We start from the raw sequence: 14,742 nt of genomic DNA on the forward strand, positions 1-14,742 counted from the left end.
CGGTCAGTTTGGCTGGCCGTCCACCGGCACGAGCATTCAGGATGCCGACTAGACCGTGGCGTTCCCAGTTGTGAATCCATGTTCTGATGCTCTCGCCGCTGATTCGCAACACGGCGGCAACGGTGGCAATGTCCTGACCTTGGTTGACAGCAATCAACGCCTTGCCGCGCAAGCGGAAATATTCCTTGGGGTGTGCTTTGGCTAATTGTTCAAGAGTGCAGACTTCAGCTTCATTCAAGGTCAATGTGAGTTTACGCATCGTCGAACCGGCATCAGGGAGATACGCAAACAGAAGCAAAAATCATTCCAACTTAGTTGTGCGGCACTACTTAGAATGCTCAAAGGACAGATTTCAATGTTCATTAAATTCAAACAAAAGTGACTCAGAAGGGAATCCAATAATTCTTGAAAAGAAATTATTGGTTTTATTTCCTGAAAAACACATCAAAGCCTATCACCACGCCGCCAATAATAAACATTTATCAGATTTAACGGAAACACAAAACGAGTGGCTTGCGCGAGCGCATCTTGTGGTTGATTTTCTAGCCGGAATGACCGACGATTATAGTATTGAACTTTACAGAACTTTGTCAGGCATTAAGACTTTATGACTATTCCATTACACCATCCATATTGGCATATTGTTAGCTTGATTCAGAATCACCAAGAGATATCCCATCTCTCAATTAGCATATATGAATATACGCCAAACTCCATTAATGACAATAGGGAAATTTTTCACATACCAAGATCCGATTTTCTGGACGAGCAGCACATATTAAAAATAATCAATAATTTAAGCGGCGAGCAAAACATCTCTCTTCATTCAGATGTAAAAACCTTAAATGGAAAAAAACTACACATCCCAATGGTAGACATGAATACCGCTTCAAAAGCCCATCTAGAAAAATTAAAAAACTATCTAGAAGAAAGGTTATACAGCGAGTTACGCTGGTATAAAAGCGGCAGGTCATTTCATGGATATGGGAGAAGATTAATCACAACTGACGAATGGGTCAAATTAATGGGGAGGTTACTGCTAAGCAACCAGAAGAACATGACCCCAACTGTTGACCCCAGGTGGATTGGCCACAGACTGCTTGCCGGGTATTCAACTTTGCGATGGAGCAAGAACGGAAATTATTATCTTTCCTTACCTGAAGAAATAAGTCCATTTAATAATATTGAATAAATTATCAAAATGGCAAATCAGGCCAATAAAATAAATACCAATATTGAGCTTTATCTTGACGAATAACACGCATTACACTCGTGATTACTACAGGGCTTAACGGAATCAGTCCAGCCCACCTTGCTCACCATCCGGATAGGAAAATCCCATGGCAGACCCCACCCTCGTTAATGGACAGATTACCGACGCGGCCACCCAAACCAACGTCAAAGTGCTGGGCGAGGCACCAGCAGAAGCACTTGGAACACTCGAAGAGACCGTTTCTCAATCACTTGATTTGTCCATGGAAAACGCACAGCAAAACCAGCAGCCACAAGATGAAACGGCGCTGATGGATAGAGAGAGCGAATCCGCGGATAGTGGGGAATAACGTCCTAGGCGGCAGAAATCATGCACGGTGCGCTGGGCTTCGCCACTTCAGCCCCTCCCACCATGTTGCACGATAGGCATTTCGAAAGAAAAAAGCCCGGCATTGCCGGGCTTGTTCATCTCTGTTACCAGCCTTATTTGGCCAGCTTGGTTTCCAGTACGTTCTTCTTGCCTTCCTCGTCGCTCACCAGCTTCACGTTAGCGCCGCCAACAAACACCCCCATGCGGATGTATTGCTCAATGAAGTAGTTCTGGCCGCCATTGGTAATCAGGTCGAGGTCGTTGTTGCTGAACTCGGATTCGGTGCTAACGGTCTGCTTGCCCGGAGCGACCTGACGGTAGAAATAGACTTTGTTGGCGGTTTCGCCGAGGCGCTCACCGTTGAGGTACACGTCTTTCTTCAGCGCTTGGCCAACAAAGCTGTTGCGATAGATGTAGATGCCGGACTTGTCGGCAGGCGGTGCCGCAAAGGTCTTGAGCTGGGCATCGGCTTTCGGATCGCCCATCGGTACCGAAGCGCACCCGGTAAACAGTACGGAAGCGGCCAGCAGGCCGGCAAGCAAGCTTTTCTTCATGAGGTTTCTCTTGTGTAGGGCCCGTTTTTTCCAGCTGCGGCTGGATTGGCACGCGGCATTGCCAATGTCATGATGGGTGGCAGCGAGATTGTATTTGAATATGCCGGTAATGGACATAACACCATTGGCATTTCTGGTCGGATAGCGACGGTCAGAAACATCCGGCTCCCCTTCCCGCCTCGCCAATTTCCAAGCCTCCATTCCTTCAGTCCCTGAGCCCCCTCGGGCATCGCATCGGCCGGGGAGCCAAACCGGGCTGGCCTGTGTCGTGCTATAGTGTCGCCCCACCTCCGTCACCCACGATTTGCCCGATGAACGCTCTCCCCCGCCTAGCCTGTTGGCTGCTGCCGGCGCTGTTGTGCGCTTGCCAACGGGAGCCGCTGCACGGCCGTTTTCGTTGTCCCGACCAGAATGCCTTTAGCTACAACCGCCAGACGCAGACGGTGGAGCTGAGCCGGGCCGGCGCTCGCTACCAGGGTTTCATGGACGAGAAGCGGCAGCTCGTGTGGCCGAAGAACGAGGGTGACCGCAGCCTGCCGGATACATTTGCGCTGTCGCGCAAGGACCCGAGGCAGCTAATGCTGTACGGCGGGTTTGCCGGCAAGGGGCTGGCCTGCCAGAGCGAGGGCGGCAAGGCCGCGCCGTAAGCACAACGTTTCAGAAGCTCCCATGCGTATCCAGGACCTCCAGCACGCCCTCGCCTCCATCGGCGCCCTTCCCTGTCACATCGGGCGTATCCATCGCGCCTGGCTCAAAGGGCAGCCGCTGGATGCCGGCACCCGTCGCCAGAAGAGCGAGGATTATTTTCCGCTGTCGGTGCGCAATGGCTTGCGGCCGATTGCGGCGCAGGTGGAGGGGCTGGCGCGCATTCAGTCGCAGCACCCGGCGGCGGATGGCTCGCTGCGGCTGTTGGTGGCACTCAACGACGGCCAGATGGTGGAGAGCGTGCTGCTGCCGCGCGACGGGCTGTGCGTGTCGAGCCAGGTGGGTTGCGCGGTGGGCTGTACCTTCTGCATGACCGGCAAGAGCGGCCTGCTGCGCCAGCTCGGCAGCGCCGAGATCGCGGCGCAGGTGGCGCTGGCGCGGCGCATCCGGCCGGTGAAGAAGGTGGTGTTCATGGGCATGGGCGAGCCGGCGCACAATCTGGACAATGTGCTGGACGCCATCGACCTGCTGGGCAGCGACGGCAATATCGGCCACAAGAACCTGGTGCTGTCCACGGTGGGCGACCCGCGCGTGTTCGAGCGGCTGCCGCAGCAGCGCATCAAGCCAGCGCTGGCGCTGTCGCTGCACACTACCCGCGCCGAGCTGCGCGCCCAGTTGCTGCCACGTGCGCCGCGCTACGACCCGGCGGAGCTGGTGGCGCTGGGCGAGGACTATGCCCGCCGTGTCGGCTACCCGATCCAGTACCAGTGGACGCTGCTGGCCGGCGTCAACGACACGCAGGAAGAAATGGACGCCGCGGTGCGGTTGCTGAAGGGCAAATACGGCGTGCTGAACATCATTCCGTACAACAGCGTGGAGGGTGACCACTTCCAGCGCCCGTCCGCCGAGCGCATCGAGCAGATGAAGCGCTATCTGCACGACCACGGTGTGCTGACCAAGGTGCGCGATTCGGCCGGGCAGGATATCGACGGCGGCTGCGGGCAACTGCGGGCGCGGGCGGCGGAGGTGATCGACCACAGCCGCTTGCTGCGGCGGGCAAACGCGGTAAAGACCACTCCGCAGGCGTGAGCGTTACCGCTCGCGCCCTTGCCACAAGGCAGAGATAAGCCCGGTCCAGTGACCGGGCTTTTTGTTCGCCTGACGCCGTCCGCCGCTCGGGGACCGGCGGCTGGGGCGACCATCAGGCGGTGATGTCGATGCGGGAAGCGCCCAGCCCGCTGGCCTTGCGGATGACGATCTGCACCGCGATGCGCTCCTGCATACCGGCCACGTGGCTGATGACGCCGATGGACTTGCCGTTCGAGTTGATGGCGTCCAGCGCATCCAGGGCCACCTCCAGCGTTTCGCCATCCAGCGTGCCGAAGCCTTCGTCGAGGAACAGCGAGTCGATGGAGGTCTTGTGGCTGACCAGGTCGGACAGCGCCAGGGCGAGGGCCAGGCTGACCAGGAAACTCTCGCCGCCCGACAGCGTGCGGGTGTCTCGCGTGACGTCCGCCTGCCAAGTGTCGACAATTTCCAGCTCCAGCTCGCCGGTCGGCTTGCGCTGCAGCAGATAGCGGCCGTGCAGCCGTTCGAGGTGGCGGTTGGCCAGGTGCATCAGGTGGTCCAGCGTCAGCCCCTGGGCAAACTTACGGTATTTGTCGCCCTCTTTCGAGCCGATGAGGCTGTTGAGCCGCTGCCAGATATCCACGTCGGCCGCTTGGTGCTCGATCTGCTGGAACAATGCCTGCTGGCTTGCCCGGCGCTGGGCGTCGTCGTTGAGCAGCGCCAACAAGGCGCCTTGCTGGCTGGAGAGGGCCTGTCGTTGCGCGTCGAGCGCAGCCAGTGCGGCATCCAGTTCCGCGAGGGTGAGCGGCGTGCGCGCCTGCTGTTGCAGGGCGAGCAAGGTCGCGGCGGCGGTGTGGCGCACGGCCTGGCTCCGCTCCAGTGTTTGCTGTCGTTGCTGACGCAGGGCTTGCAGCCGCTGGCGTTCTTCCGCGGGCAGCAGCGCTTGCAGGAAGGCGTCGCCATCGGCAAACGGGCTGATCGCCAGCGCCGCCAGCCAGGCGGTTTCGGCTTCGACGCCTTGCCGTTGCTGCGTCTGCAGGTCTGCCGCCAGTTGGGCTTGTTGGCCTTGCAGGCTGGCGATCTGTGCGGACAGCGCTTCTACCCGCTCGGCGCAGTGGGTGAGCGCCGCCTCGTCCAGCACTGGATCGGCACTCTGTTCGGGCGCAGCGACCCCCAGCTTGCTCCAGCGCGCCTGCCAGGCCAGAGCCTGGCTGGCGGCGTGTTCGCTGCGGGCTTGCAGCTTGAGCAGTTCGGCTTCGTACTGTTGCTGCTCGCGCTGTTTGGCCTGCCACGCCTGCCAGTCTTGCTGGCGCCCGGCCAGCCAGAGGGCCATGTCGCCATCGACCGAGAATCCGGCGGCGGCAATGGAGGCCAGCAGGCACTCGCCGGCTTGCTGTGCAGCGTGCGAGGCGACGTCCCGCTGTTCTTGCAGCTCGGCCAGGCGCTTGGCCGCATGGGCTTGGCTTTGCAGCAGCAGTTCATGCTGCTGGCCGGCTTCCTGCCGTTGTGCGGCGTCCTGCCCCTCTTGCTGCTGGGCTTCGGCCAACCTTTGCTGAGCCGTCTCGGCCTGCTGCAGCGTGGTTTTGAGGGCGGCTTCCTGCTGCTCCGCCGTGACCAGCCCTTGCTGCAAGGCGGATTCTTGCTGCCACCCGCTATCGTCCACGCCGAGCTCAGCGGCCTTGGCGTTCCACTCGGTCTGGGCGAGCTGGAGAGACTGCACGAGCGCCGCGAGGGACTGTTGCTGCTGCTCCTGCCGGCCGGTCAGGCTGGCGAGTTGGCTCTTGGTGCTGTTGCCACTTTCTTCGAGCCGCTGCAGCGCGGCTTCCTTTTCCTGCAGGGCGCGTTCGGTGGCGGAGCTGTCCAGTTGCTGATAGGACTGGATGCCGGGGTGCTCGTGCGAGCCGCACAAGGGGCAGGCCTCGCCCGGCTGCAACGCGGCGCGGTGCGCCTCCAGGCTCTGGATGCGCTGCTCTTGCTGCAGCAGCTTGCGCTTGTCGTCCACCTGCTCTTTCAGCTGCCAATAGTCGCGACGCAGTGCGTCGAGTACGGCTTGCTGTTTGGCCAACTGTTGGTGGGTATCGGCAATGCCGGTTTGCTGTTGCCCGCGCTGGGCGGCGAGCTGGCGCAGCTGCGTTGACTGCTGGGTAAGCTGCCGCCACGCCTGCACCTGTTCCTGGGTGCGCTGCCAGCTGTCGCGCAGGCCCGCCAGCGTCTGGCCTTGCAGCAGCATGGCCGCCTGGCGCTCGGCCTCTTGCGTGGCTTGCCGACTGTGTTCGTGGCGAGCAGTGGCTTGCTGCAAGACCTGTTCTTGTCGGGTCAGGCGGGTTTCGATATCGGCCAGTTCGCCCTGCTGCGCCTGCAGTTGGATTTGCCACTGCTGCACGGCCTGCTGCACTTGCTGGAGCTGGCCGTACTCGCTCTGCCAGCCGCTGAGCTTCTCGCCCAGCCCGGCAAAATGGGCGTGCTGTGTCAGCCACGCCTGGCGTGCCTGCAACTCGTCTTGCACGGTCTGGCAGCGTTGCTGCTCACGTATCGCCACGCCCTCGGCGAGGGTTTTGGCCTGCCAGTGGGCCGACACCGACTGTTGCCGGCTGGCGGCGAGCTGTTCCAGCACACGTCCCAGGGCGCTTCGGGTCTGGCCTTGCCGGGCCGTCGCGTCCTGCCACGCCAGGTAGACGGGGCGGATCGCCTCGGCCGGCTCGCTCTGTTGCAGCCGTTGCAGTTCCGGCCCGGCCTGACGGAGTGCGTCCTGGGCGGCCTGTTCGGCATCCCGGGCTTGCCGTTCGGCCTGCTCAGCCTGGCCCACTTCATAGCGCCACTGGCGCAGGTGCTGGGTTTGCTCCTGTTCGGCCTGCAATGCCACCAACTGCTCCGCGAAGTCGCCGATTTGCTGTTGCATCGCCTGCCGGCGTTCTTCGGGCAACAGCTCGACCCCGTCTGCCTTGGCCTTGAGCTGATCCAGCGCCTGCTTGGCATCGCGCGCCTGCTCGAACACGCGCTGCGAAATCTGGCCGTAGATGTCGGTGCCGGTCAGCTCTTCCAGCAGCTCGGCACGTTCGTTGGCGCTGGCGTTAAGGAAGGCAGCAAAGCCGCCTTGCGCCAGCATCATCGACTTGGTGAAACGGGCAAAGTCCAGCCCGGTGATCGCCTCGATGCGCCTGAGCTTGTCATTGATCTGGGAGGTCAGGATGTTGCCGGCGCCATCGGCCAGCTCCACCTTCGGGGCCTGCAATTGGCCATCGGCCTTGTCGCGGGCGCGGCGCTGGCTCCAGAACGCGCGGTAGACCTGCCCCTTCACCTCGAACTCCACCTCGGCCAGGCAATCCGCCGTGTGGCGCGTCATGATCTCGTTGGAGGAGGCGGAGATGGTCTTGAGGCGAGGGGTTTCGTGGTACAGCGCCAGACAGATGGCGTCCAGCAACGTGGACTTGCCGGCGCCGGTGGGACCGGTAATGGCGAACAGGCCGTTGTCCTTGAACGGCGGCTGGGTGAAGTCGATTTTCCACTCGCCCTTGAGCGAGTTGAGGTTTTTCAGGCGCAGGGTCAGGATTTTCATGCCTCGCCCTCCTGCAGGCTGGTCACGATACGGCGGTAGCGTGCCTCCAGCTTTGCCCGTAGCGCCTCGTCCAGCACTTCCTGCTCCAGCCGCTTGCCGAACACGTCGAACGGCGTCAGTTCGTCCAGCGTTTCTTTGGCCGCGGCTTGCAGGGCGGCGGCGGCATTGCCCCGATCCCGGCGCAAACGCAGCACGTCCACCGGCAGGCCTTCGGTCATAGCCTGGATGCGGGCTTGCAGATCCGACAGGTAGTCGTCCCCCTTCACCAGCACTTCCAGCCACACCGGCTGCTCGGCGCTGCCCAGTTGGGCGGCCTCCTGGATCTGGCTTTCCAGCGTCTTCAAATCTCCCTTGAGCGAAACCAGTTGCTGGAAGCGTGGCACCGACAGCGGCGTGATGCCCATCAGGCCGAGATCATCGACGTCCACCAGCAGCACTTCCTTTTGCTGGCTGGCTTCGTCAAAGCTCAAGGGGATGGGCGAACCGCTGTAGCGGATGTGCTCCAGCCCGCCCACCTTCTGCGGCCGGTGGATATGGCCCAGCGCGATGTAATCGGCAGGCGGAAAAGCGGTGGTCGGGAAGGCTTCCAGCGCGCCGACGTAGATCTCCCGCACCGATTCGCTGGCGCTGGCCCCCACGGTGGTGAGATGGCCGGTGGCGATAATCGGCAAAGGCAGGCGCAGTTCGTCGCGTTTGGCACAGGCGAGCTGATACACGGCCTGATAGTGGCGATGGATGGCTTCCTGCAGCGACAGCTGTTTCTCCTCCGCGCTCTGCCCGGCCTGGCTCTGCATCACGTCGCGCGGACGGATGAACGGAATGGCGCAGACGATGGCACCGGGACAGCCATCACGCTGCTTGAGCACCCGCACCTGTTGATCGAGCGGGTCTTCCACGGCGGGGATGACGGTGGTGCTGAGGTAGGCCAGCAAGGGGCGGCTCTCACCCAGGGTAGCCACCGAATCATGGTTACCGCCCAGCACCAGCAAGGCGGTGCCAGCGTTGTGCAGCGCGACCACCAGCTGGTTGTAGAGCTCGCGCGCATAGCTGGGCGGGGCGCCGGTATCGAAGATGTCGCCGGCGATGATGACGGCGTCGACGGCGTGGTCGCGAACTTGCTGGATCAGCCAGTCGATGAAAGCGTGGTGCTCTGCCTGACGGGTCTTGCCCATGAAGTGCTGGCCCAGATGCCAGTCAGAGGTATGGAGGATGCGCATTGGGAAGCGGAGACGTTGCAATGCGGTGGATTGTAGCAAGTCGGGTGTGCCAAGAGCATGCGCTCCCGGATCGAGGTGAATCGTGACCTGTTTGCCGGCGACGGCAATCCGCCTGCGGCCCGGTGCTGGAACATGGATGTGGAGGGAAGAGAAGCCAGCGAGGGCGTGGCTGGCACGCCCTCGCTGCAACGGTTTATTGCAGGTCTGCCAGCGTCACTTCGTAGCTCTTGCTGGCCTGGTCGTATTTGACGCTATAGCTGGAAGGATAGCTGCCTGGCTTGCTGTAGCTTGCCGGCCTCGGGATGGGCGCCGAGAAAGTGGGTTGCGACTCCAGGAACGAGAGTGTGGCCATGGGCTCGAGGAAGGTCAGCTTCTTGTCGTGGTAGCCGTAAATGAAGGTAGCCGTGAACGGCTGCCCCTGGAACTCGGGCGCGTGCGGGTTGACCGCATGGACGCCCATCCCGGGCACGGCGGTACCAGGGGGCACGATATAACCGGCAGGCAACAGTTCGGCCGACGGCTGCTGGGACGGATCGCCGGATTCGCCCTCGTTCTTGAACGCCACCTTCATCCGCTCGGAAGGTTTGACCAGGTAGAAGTGAAAGTCGAAATGCGGCACGTCGTACACCTTGGGGGGCGGATGGCCGGCTGATTCCCAGTCGATGACCACGTGGTCCACCACCGTCCTGGGGCCTTTTCGTGGCATGCCGAGCTGATAGGTAAAATCGGAGCGTCCGCCCGCCGCGGCGGGCAGCCCTTTCAGCGCGGTTTCGGTGAAGACCAGACTGATCGAGATCGGTTTGCCGCTGGCGTCAGTGCGTACCACGGTGTGGGCCTGGCCCTGGCCGATGCGCACCGGTTTCCCTTCGTATACGGTCTCCTTGGCCTGTGCCCATCCGGAGGCCATTGCCATGATGGCGACCATCGCAAGGGTCAAGGGCGGTGACTTGCTGAGTGCATGCATTCCCATCATTCTTCTCACTCCCTGAAGTGGATAAACGGATTGCCGTCCGCTCGGAGACCAACGACTGGTGTGCTTGCATCTTAGTGAAGCATGCCGCCTTTTTCAGGGGGATTCAGACCTCGACCTCCCTCCAGACACCAGCCTTCTCTCGGCCGTCCGTTTTTGATCTTTCATGCTCTGAGCACTCCACTAGCCCGTTCTGGGAGTAACGATCTGGATTGGAATGCCTGTTTCTCGGCTGATATTTGCTCAGAAATACGTTGAGTTAGGGCTTCAAAGGCACCGCCTGTCCCGTAAGCCGCCCCATCTTGAAGTGGAAATGCTTCATCTGCGTACGTACATTGCTTTCCAAATCGCCCGTCACTTGCCCATGGGCGATCCAGATTTCCACTGCACTAACGAGTTGCACCCTGAAATACTGGTCGCCAATTACTTCAATCATCTTGCCTCCGGGAAATTCCAGCGCCAGATAGCCATCGGCCGCGCGCTCTTTGTCGACGGGAGCAATAATGCGAGCCCCCGTTCTCGTATCGATACAGGCCTGCGGCCCGGCTGGCATGAACTGAGGGAGCATTTTCAAATGCTCGATGATCAGGTTGGAGCGGTTCATAAGAGGCCTCATGTTCACATCTCAAAAAAACAGTTTCGTACCGTAATGACGTCAAAATCCCACCTTCATTCGTGCCCGAAACGAGGGGCCGGGTAGACGCTTGATGCGGAATATCGCTGTGAACCGCGTAGTGTCGTTAGAACCTGTGCACGATCTTGCTGCGCGTTCCTGATCGGGGCTCATGTGCTGCTCGAAATCCTCATGTACTACTTGTACATTCCGGTTTCTACGCTGCTCTTCACCCCGCTGAGGACCGCTCGCGACAGATCGTGAACAGGTTCTTAGACATGGCTCAGCCTTTCGATACCCATGAAAACCTGGCGGCTTTCAGTACTCAGCGGCTCCCCTTGCCTCGTCCCCTCCCCGACCAAGAACAAGCTCACTTTTGATGCCGTCAACTTCGGTAAAGAAGCCATGAATAGTCATCACGCTCCTGCCGTCACTCTCGATAAACAAGGTATTGTCATCCCGTCTCAACAACCTTATTTGCGCCAGCGTGATATCCACCTTAATGATGGAGGGGGACTCCACGGTCACGGTGGCGCAAAACAGCGTCGACTCTTTTTGAGTTTGCTTGTCCACGATCACGATCATGTACTCCCCCTTCGCCACCTTGAAATCATGAGCACATCGCCTTGTTTGCGTAGCCTGGAACAGGACTGAAGACCGAGTCCGGGATGAGTCGATGCGTAAGCCACCAACCCGGCCTCGGCTCATCGCGTGCGACTCTATCGCTGGGCAATTCGGACATTTGCACCAAGAGATTCGCTCAGTCATGGGCGCTTCTCCCGGCCAAATGCTGCATCAGCCTAGAGATAGGTCATGGTGAAGGTCATCACGCTATTGGTCTTGCCAGGCTCCACTGCTGTTCCCGTCTGGTAGTAGCGAGCCCTGAAGGGGATGGTATAGCTGCCCCCGGTGCCGCCGTTGTAGCCACTGAAGTTCTGGGCGCTGCCCAGCGGAAAGGGGGTTCCGGAGCCGTTCAGCAACTGCAATCCCACCCCGGTCGCGGTAGACGAACCATCCAGTGCCACCACCGAATTCGTCGCATTGAGGGCCGGCGTGACGGCATCAACCTGGTACTTGATGGTGTTCATGCCCGCCGGGCAATTGTTCAATGCAAGATTGAAGTTGACCGAGGATGTGAAGGAATTGGGGCCGCGGAATTCGGAGGCTCGATGCGTACCCATATTGACCGTGACATTGGGGGTGCGGCACGCCAGCACGGTGAATACCGGATTGCCCGTAACCATTACGGGAATGATATTGCTGACGTTGGCGATCGGACGTTCGGACATGCCAATCTGAGCGATAGCCCCTGACAGGGATACCGTACCCGGCGTGATAGGCCCGGTTTTCACGAAAGCGAACGCCATGCCGGCGCCGAAAGTGTAGTTATAAAAACCGAAGGTCTGGCTGAAGGCCCCATCGCTTTCCCAATTGGCGCTCTCGAGCCCCCATTGCCCATACCAGACGCCATTTGGGATAGAGGACCCGGCCTGCATAATCAAGCCGACACCAGCGAGGTTGGTATTGAACACTTGGTAGATTTTTCCAGCCTCCGAGTACGTCATGCCTGCAGAGGCACGTCGCGACTGGTACACCGGGCCGACGTAGACGCTCGTCGTTTCGCTGCAGGTCCAAACATTCGGGGTGTTGGTCTGAAAGCGGGTGAATGGCGTGATTCTTGTGCCTACCGGCGTATCGCGCGGAATCGCATAGGTTCCGGTCGGCAGGCTAAAGTTGAACGCCCCAAGGCTTGGGGGGAGGCAAAACAAAGAGGCAAAAGCCTGGCTGCTCAGTGTGACGAGCCACAGCATAACGGCAGCCTTTAGCCACATGAGAAATTGCCGATGGTTCCGACTGGAATTGCCCTGCTGCCAAACTGGCAAGGCAGCCGTCATTGCGTACGTCATTTACAGACCAATCCTGTAGCTGAATAAGGGGGCACACTGCTGGCGGCCATGTCGGGCAGGCTGTATGCCGCCCTGCACTGTTCCGAGGTGGCACTACCCCATTTGACGATCAGGTCGCCAGCGTTTGCATGCAATCTGCGCGCGATGATGCGGCTGGCCTGGGCCACGGTGCCGATGCTTTGCCCCTGCACATCGAAGACCTCAGCGCCGAAAGGCAACGGCTTGCCGTCTGCCGTACGGGCCTGGAGGATGGCCGTGCGCCCTGTGTTTTCGGTTTCGAAGCGCATCTTCACAACGGCGCCTGCAGTAGGCGCTACGTGCTGTTCGGTGGATTTGAGTTCCACATTCATCGGCAAGCCCTTCGGGTCGATCTCGATGGCATTGCTGGCGAACGGGGTCAGGCTGGGGACCACCGCATGGCCCCAAGGATCGATACGCAGGCCGCTGGCATTGGCGACACGTGCTCCGACGGCGTCTTTTGCCTCGACGATGGCCAGGGTGTCGCCCATGTTCGGTGTCAAGACCACACCGCCCGAATAGGCGACGATCCCGCCCGAGATACCGCCCCCCACCTGCCGATAGACGCTGCTCCGGCTCGCATTGGCGGTGAAAGTGGCCGCGGGCGACGCATAGGACGCATTGCCCCCCACACTGGTGATGTCGCGTGTGTCGCCGCCACCGTTATGACTTGCGCTCAGGCCATAGGTGAAAGCGTTGTCGACGCCCAGCGCTCCGGTCACGGCTTGCTGGACGCTTTGGGCGCCTCCGCTGTCCCGCTGCAGGCTGGTCATGGAATACGGCGCATGCCGGCCATCGCCCAATGGAATCCCGATGTTGAGCATGATGCGGTTGTCCCAGCGGCTGGTGCTCAGGTCGTACTGACGCGAAGCCGAAATGCCATACGTGATCCGTCGGTAGCTGTTGTTGTAGCCGACCTGAAACTGGGTATCAGAACCCGGCCGATTCCAGTAGTTCTGCGTGGAGCCCGACAGGTAGAAGGAACCGTATCCGGCTGGCAGGGCCTGGTTCACCGTCAACTGCAAGCGGTTGCGCTGGATGCCGGTCAGGTCCAGCCCGCGCGCTTCTTTCTCCGCGTCGCGCAGCATCACGGCGTCCGCCAGGTTCAGGTAGCCGCGGCTGGAATAGCGATAGGCGGCCAGGGTGACGTTGGTGCCGATGGACTCGAGCAGCTTGCTGTAGGCAAGCCGTAAGCTGTATCCATTGCGATCCGGCTGTTTCTGCAACCGCGTCCAGGACTGGGTAACATCCATACCGACCGCGCCAAGTGGCGTATTGAGAGCCGTGCCCAGCGCGGCGGCGGAGTAATCCTGTGCCGCCAGCAAGCCGCCGTAACCCGTCAGCGTGTTGGTGAAGCCGCGCTGCACCGTGGCCTGCAGCATAGCCGGCGCGCTGCCGATAATGGCGTTTCGATACTGCCCGGCCGTGATCTGGTAGCGCGTGAGGCCGGGACGCAGCGAATTGACTGCGGCGGCATAGGGCACCTTCGAGATGCGCACGCTGCCATCGGCCTCCGTCACGACCACTTCCAGGTCCCCGCCGTAGCCGGTGGGATACAGGTCGTCGATGACGAAGGCGCCGGCCGCCACCGTGGTTTCGTAGATGATGTTGCCGTTCTGGCGGACCTGCACGCGGGCGTTGGTGTTGGCGATACCATGAATAGTGGGGGCATAGCCACGCTGCGACTCCGGATACATCCGGTCGTCGCTGGCTAGTTGTGCCCCCCGAAAGCCGACACTGTCGAAAACGGTGCCGTCGGTGAACGCATCGCCGAGGGTAAGCTGGCTGCGGATGGCAGGGATACCACGCTGCAAGTTCGTCTGCACGCCCTGATAATGGGTGCCGTTCCGGTCGTCATGGTTCAGGTTGCCGAGATGCCGGAAGCGCCAGGCGCCCGCATTGAAGCCGGCGTTGAGACCAAGATAAGCCAGCGATGTGGACTGTCCCTCGCTGGAGGTTCGGTAAGCATTGGCATTGTATTGAAGCCGAGCGGCCGTGACCCCGTCGTCCCAGTACTGCGGGTCGACATAGCCCCGGGCGGTGCGCTTGAGAGCGACCTGAGGCAGGCTGATGTCGAGCCGTTGTTCCCCATTGTCGAATTCGGCTGCCGCCGCACTCACCCACTCCGGCAGCGGTGCACAAGCCCCCTCGGCCAGACGGCTGGAGGCCTCGGGCTGGAGCTTGCTCAAATCCACACCGATACGTTCGAGCAGGGCACGGTCGAAGCAGGGCTGCACGTCGCGGGGGTGACTGCCAATTTGCCGCAAAGACACTTCGGCACGTCCGAGCCAGTTCTGATTGACGTAGAGATCAGCACGATAGGTTCCCGGCAACGCGGCGTTACCTTTGTTGAAGCGGCTTACATCGACACGGCCGCCATCGGTTTGGCGCAGAAACTGGTCGTTGAACTCGACTTCCACCACCTTGAAGGAAGCCGGCAGGCCAGCGCTGGCGGCTGTCGCACTGATACCAGCAAACAGGCAGACGAGCGCGGCACTGATCGGGCTTAAGCGGAAGGTAGGCAAGTGTGATGACTTTAATTGCATCGTCCTGACTCAAATCGAGCGTCGGGCATGAGGACCTGGATGAGGGCGTGATTCGGGTTGGTCCGC

The 14,742-nt window shown here is 60.5% G+C and carries 14 protein-coding genes; 5 read left to right on the forward strand and 9 right to left on the reverse strand.

All coding sequences use genetic code 11. The features are described 5' to 3' along the window. On the reverse strand, nucleotides 1-298 hold a 298-nt coding region (locus B9N72_RS20980; protein WP_159453054.1), incomplete at its 3' end, for a helix-turn-helix domain-containing protein. 19 nt (nucleotides 299-317) lie between these two features. Here B9N72_RS20980 and B9N72_RS21815 point away from each other — a divergent pair. The 3 genes from B9N72_RS21815 (at nucleotide 318) to B9N72_RS18950 (ending at nucleotide 1,562) form a co-directional block, all read left to right on the forward strand. Further along, nucleotides 318-611, forward strand: coding sequence for a hypothetical protein (locus tag B9N72_RS21815; RefSeq protein WP_407681309.1), 294 nt, complete (start codon nucleotides 318-320; stop codon nucleotides 609-611). After that, complete coding sequence (locus B9N72_RS20985) at nucleotides 608-1,192, forward strand: primase 1D-like protein (RefSeq protein ID WP_143477876.1); 585 nt, start codon at nucleotides 608-610, stop codon at nucleotides 1,190-1,192. The genes B9N72_RS21815 and B9N72_RS20985 overlap by 4 nt, the downstream gene beginning before the upstream one ends. Before the next feature lie 148 nt (nucleotides 1,193-1,340). After that, nucleotides 1,341-1,562, forward strand: coding sequence for a RebB family R body protein (locus B9N72_RS18950; RefSeq protein ID WP_085277763.1), 222 nt, complete (start codon nucleotides 1,341-1,343; stop codon nucleotides 1,560-1,562). Nucleotides 1,563-1,695: 133 nt separating this feature from the next. On the opposite strand, the gene B9N72_RS18955 is transcribed toward B9N72_RS18950, so the two are convergent. Beyond that, nucleotides 1,696-2,337 carry a DUF2846 domain-containing protein gene (locus B9N72_RS18955; protein WP_234986053.1) on the reverse strand — a complete coding sequence of 214 codons (642 nt, stop codon included), beginning with the start codon at nucleotides 2,335-2,337 and terminating at the stop codon, nucleotides 1,696-1,698. A gap of 110 nt (nucleotides 2,338-2,447) precedes the next feature. On the opposite strand from B9N72_RS18955, the gene B9N72_RS18960 reads away from it, so the two are divergent. Continuing rightward, nucleotides 2,448-2,783: a hypothetical protein gene (locus B9N72_RS18960; protein ID WP_085277765.1), complete on the forward strand. Its 336-nt coding sequence runs from the start codon at nucleotides 2,448-2,450 to the stop codon at nucleotides 2,781-2,783. Nucleotides 2,784-2,805: 22 nt separating this feature from the next. Further along, nucleotides 2,806-3,870, forward strand: a complete 1,065-nt coding sequence (locus B9N72_RS18965) for an RNA methyltransferase (protein WP_085277766.1) — start codon at nucleotides 2,806-2,808, stop codon at nucleotides 3,868-3,870. A gap of 112 nt (nucleotides 3,871-3,982) precedes the next feature. On the opposite strand, the gene B9N72_RS18970 is transcribed toward B9N72_RS18965, so the two are convergent. The 7 genes from B9N72_RS18970 to B9N72_RS19000 form a co-directional block, all read right to left on the reverse strand. After that, complete coding sequence (locus tag B9N72_RS18970; RefSeq protein ID WP_085277767.1) at nucleotides 3,983-7,405, reverse strand: AAA family ATPase; 3,423 nt, start codon at nucleotides 7,403-7,405, stop codon at nucleotides 3,983-3,985. Further along, nucleotides 7,402-8,622 (reverse strand): exonuclease subunit SbcD, encoded by a 1,221-nt coding sequence (gene sbcD, locus B9N72_RS18975; protein WP_085277768.1) that lies wholly within the window; start codon nucleotides 8,620-8,622, stop codon nucleotides 7,402-7,404. The genes B9N72_RS18970 and sbcD overlap by 4 nt, the downstream gene beginning before the upstream one ends. 193 nt (nucleotides 8,623-8,815) lie before the next feature. Next, on the reverse strand, nucleotides 8,816-9,595 hold the full coding sequence (locus tag B9N72_RS18980) for a DUF5602 domain-containing protein (protein WP_085277769.1): 780 nt from the start codon (nucleotides 9,593-9,595) through the stop codon (nucleotides 8,816-8,818). Nucleotides 9,596-9,851: 256 nt separating this feature from the next. Then, entirely contained in the window at nucleotides 9,852-10,196 is a 345-nt protein-coding gene (locus B9N72_RS18985; RefSeq protein WP_143477877.1) for a hypothetical protein, read from the reverse strand. Nucleotides 10,197-10,523: 327 nt separating this feature from the next. After that, nucleotides 10,524-10,790 carry a BapA/Bap/LapF family prefix-like domain-containing protein gene (locus tag B9N72_RS18990; RefSeq protein ID WP_143477878.1) on the reverse strand — a complete coding sequence of 89 codons (267 nt, stop codon included), beginning with the start codon at nucleotides 10,788-10,790 and terminating at the stop codon, nucleotides 10,524-10,526. 215 nt (nucleotides 10,791-11,005) lie between these two features. Next, nucleotides 11,006-12,112 carry a fimbrial protein gene (locus tag B9N72_RS21270; RefSeq protein WP_200811058.1) on the reverse strand — a complete coding sequence of 369 codons (1,107 nt, stop codon included), beginning with the start codon at nucleotides 12,110-12,112 and terminating at the stop codon, nucleotides 11,006-11,008. Next, nucleotides 12,109-14,655, reverse strand: coding sequence for a fimbria/pilus outer membrane usher protein (locus tag B9N72_RS19000; RefSeq protein WP_200811060.1), 2,547 nt, complete (start codon nucleotides 14,653-14,655; stop codon nucleotides 12,109-12,111). The genes B9N72_RS21270 and B9N72_RS19000 overlap by 4 nt, the downstream gene beginning before the upstream one ends. Nucleotides 14,656-14,742: the final 87 nt, after the last annotated feature.

This window comes from Pseudogulbenkiania subflava DSM 22618 (assembly GCF_900177275.1).
GTDB classification, from domain to species: domain Bacteria; phylum Pseudomonadota; class Gammaproteobacteria; order Burkholderiales; family Chromobacteriaceae; genus Pseudogulbenkiania; species Pseudogulbenkiania subflava.